Origin of the sequence: Gillisia xinjiangensis (assembly GCF_046298265.1) — a bacterium.
GTDB lineage: Bacteria > Bacteroidota > Bacteroidia > Flavobacteriales > Flavobacteriaceae > Gillisia > Gillisia xinjiangensis.
The window spans coordinates 1-2,843 of record NZ_JBKAHK010000017.1; the positions used below are offsets into that span (position 1 = coordinate 1).

Below are 2,843 nucleotides of genomic sequence, written 5' to 3' on the forward strand. Positions count from 1 at the left end.
GGATATATCTACTTAGGAACAAAATAAATCTAAAACCATGAAAAAAATCTATCTCCTAATATCGGTACTTTTTGTGGGATTGTGGACCACTCAGGCCCAGCAACTTCCGCAGTTCACGCAATATATGTACAATACGATTTCTATAAATCCTGCATATGCAGGAAGCAGGGACGCCTTCTCTTTAACGGCACTCAACAGGAATCAATGGGCGGGAATTAGCGGGGCGCCCCGTACTCAAACCCTATCGATTCACTCTCCCATAAGGAATGAGCAAATTGGTTTAGGTTTATCTGTAATAAACGATAAAACAGGTTATGAAAACTACACATATTTATATGGTGATTTTTCATATACCATAAATGTAAGTCAGGATGTTACCTTGTCTTTCGGATTAAAGGGTGGGTTTAGTTATTATGATCTTGATGAGGATCTTTTTAGCGAACCTTCTGTTCTTCAGGATCCATTTTTCAGGGAACAATTCAATAAATGGACTCCGAATTTTGGAGCGGGACTTTTTCTTTCTTCCCAAAAATGGTATGTAGGATTATCTGCTCCCAAATTGATAAATAATGACAATAATGATTTCAGCGAATATGTAGCCTTAGAGCAGGTACATTATTATATGACCGGGGGGTATGTATTTGATCTCAGCGATACCTGGAAATTAAGACCAACAGCACTTGCCAAGGTTACCAGCGGAGCTCCTTTATCCTTTGATATGTCAAGTACATTTATTTATGATGAAAAACTCTATTTAGGTGCAACTTACAGAATAGATGATGCCATAGGGGCTTTTATTGATTTTCAAATCTTCGAGCCCCTGCGGATAGGATATGGGTATGAATATTCAATTTCCGATCTTAGACCCTATACCTCCGGTTCACACGAGGTCATCCTTATCTATGAGCTGCGCTTTCAAAACACCAAATATAAATCTCCAAGATTTTTCTAACGTAAAATAAGCTATTATGAAGAAATCCTACTACTTAATACTTCTGCTTTTTATCGGAAACAGTTTCGCGGTTTCAGCACAATCCGGAAAACAGAAAAAAGCCGATAGATTGTATAATGACATGGCTTATTTTGAAGCTGTGGATGTTTATAAAGATCTCATTGAGAATGAGTACAACACCAATTATAACAGCCTGAAACTGGGTGATAGTTATATGAAATTACGCAGTCCCGAAAACGCAGTATTCTACTATGGGGATGCGATTAATTCTGAAAATGTCAAACCTGAATATTATTTCAAATACGCACAAGCCCTGAGAGGGGTTAAACGCTATGATGAATCCAGGGAATGGTTAAAGAAATACCGTGACTCCGGTATGGCTTCAGAGGATGTGGATGCAATGCTCTCAAAAAACATCGAAGATTTTAAAATCACCGATGATTATACCCTTGAAACGGTAGACTTCAATTCAGAATACAGTGATTTTGGTGCTTTCGAAAAAGATGACATCCTATATTTTGTTTCCGCCCGGGATGAGGGGATGTCCAGAAAAAGTAAAGTTTATTCCTGGAATGGAGAGCCATTTCTGGATGTTTACCAGTTGAAAGGAGAAAATATTACTCCGGTACCTGGTGATGTGAATACAGTTTTACACGATGGCCCCATCAGCATAACAAAAGATGGAAAGTATATGTACTTCACCCGAAATAATTTTCTCAACAATAAAAAAGGAAAAAGGGACAGCGAAAAAACCAATAATCTTAAAATTTATCGGGCCACCAATTCAAATGGAACCTGGACAAATGTTGTAGAACTTCCATTTAACAGTGATTTCTATTCAGTTGGTCACCCAGACTTGTCACCAGATGAAAAAACCCTGTATTTTACTTCAGATATGCCCGGAGGTCTTGGAGGAACCGATATTTATAAAGCGGAGATCCTTGGGGATAATATGTATGGAGTGCCAAAAAATATGGGTGCTGTAATAAATACCAGTTTGGATGAATCTTTTCCTTTTGTTACAGAGTATAATGTTTTGTATTTCTCTTCAAATGGTCATTTAGGTCTTGGGTTAATGGATATTTTCAAGTCAGATCTGGCCAAAATGAATATTGAAGTTGAGAATCTGGGTGCTCCAGTAAACAGTAATTTGGATGATTTTGCTTTTTTTCTGAAAAACGGAACAAACACCGGATATTTTGCTTCCAACCGAAATGGCACAAGTGACGATATCTATGGATTCAATTTATTAAAACCTTTAATATTGAAAGGACAGGTAACCGATAAGGTAAACCTGAAGCCAATTCCACAAACAACTATAAGTCTTCTTAATGAAAATAATGAGCAAATCGCCTTTTTGGAAACCGATGAAGATGGAAATTATGAAACAGAAATTAACCGCGATTCTGAATATCCAATTGAGGCAAGGAAAATAGAATATGAAGTTAGCACCGGGACCGTAAATTCATTTAATACTTTAGATAAGGAAGAATTGATTTACAATATTCTATTAGATCCTATTCAGGATGTGGATTATCTTGCTGAAATAAAAAATATTTATTTTGATTTCGACAAGTCCAATATCCGTGCTGATGCAGCAACAGAACTTGATAAACTTGTGGATCTTATGAAAAACAAATATCCGGAACTTGTTATTGAAATAGGATCCCATACAGATGTTAGAGGATCCAATCAATATAACGAGGCATTGGCAAAGCGGCGCGCAAAAGCCACCTATGATTATTTGATCTCTCAGGGAATCGCACCAGAGCGAATTAATGATTATAAAGGTTTCGGGGAATCCCAACCTGAGATAAAATGTGAAAGATGTTCCAAAGAGGAACACCAACTTAACAGAAGATCTATTTTTAGTGTTATAAAGATGAATTAA

General features: G+C 36.9%; 2 protein-coding genes. Both read left to right on the forward strand.

Annotation, left to right across the window (positions count from 1 at the left end):
• Positions 1-37 precede the first annotated feature (37 nt).
• Positions 38-952 carry a PorP/SprF family type IX secretion system membrane protein gene (locus ACKGJN_RS16190; protein ID WP_409540605.1) on the forward strand — a complete coding sequence of 305 codons (915 nt, stop codon included), beginning with the start codon at positions 38-40 and terminating at the stop codon, positions 950-952.
• Between the two features lie 16 nt (positions 953-968).
• Complete coding sequence (locus ACKGJN_RS16195; RefSeq protein ID WP_409540606.1) at positions 969-2,843, forward strand: OmpA family protein; 1,875 nt, start codon at positions 969-971, stop codon at positions 2,841-2,843.

Coding starts and splice junctions, on each gene's coding strand:
- ACKGJN_RS16190 (WP_409540605.1), top strand. CDS start 38: ATGAAAAAAATCTATCTCCTAATATCGGTACTTTTTGTGGGATTGTGG.
- ACKGJN_RS16195 (WP_409540606.1), top strand. CDS start 969: ATGAAGAAATCCTACTACTTAATACTTCTGCTTTTTATCGGAAACAGT.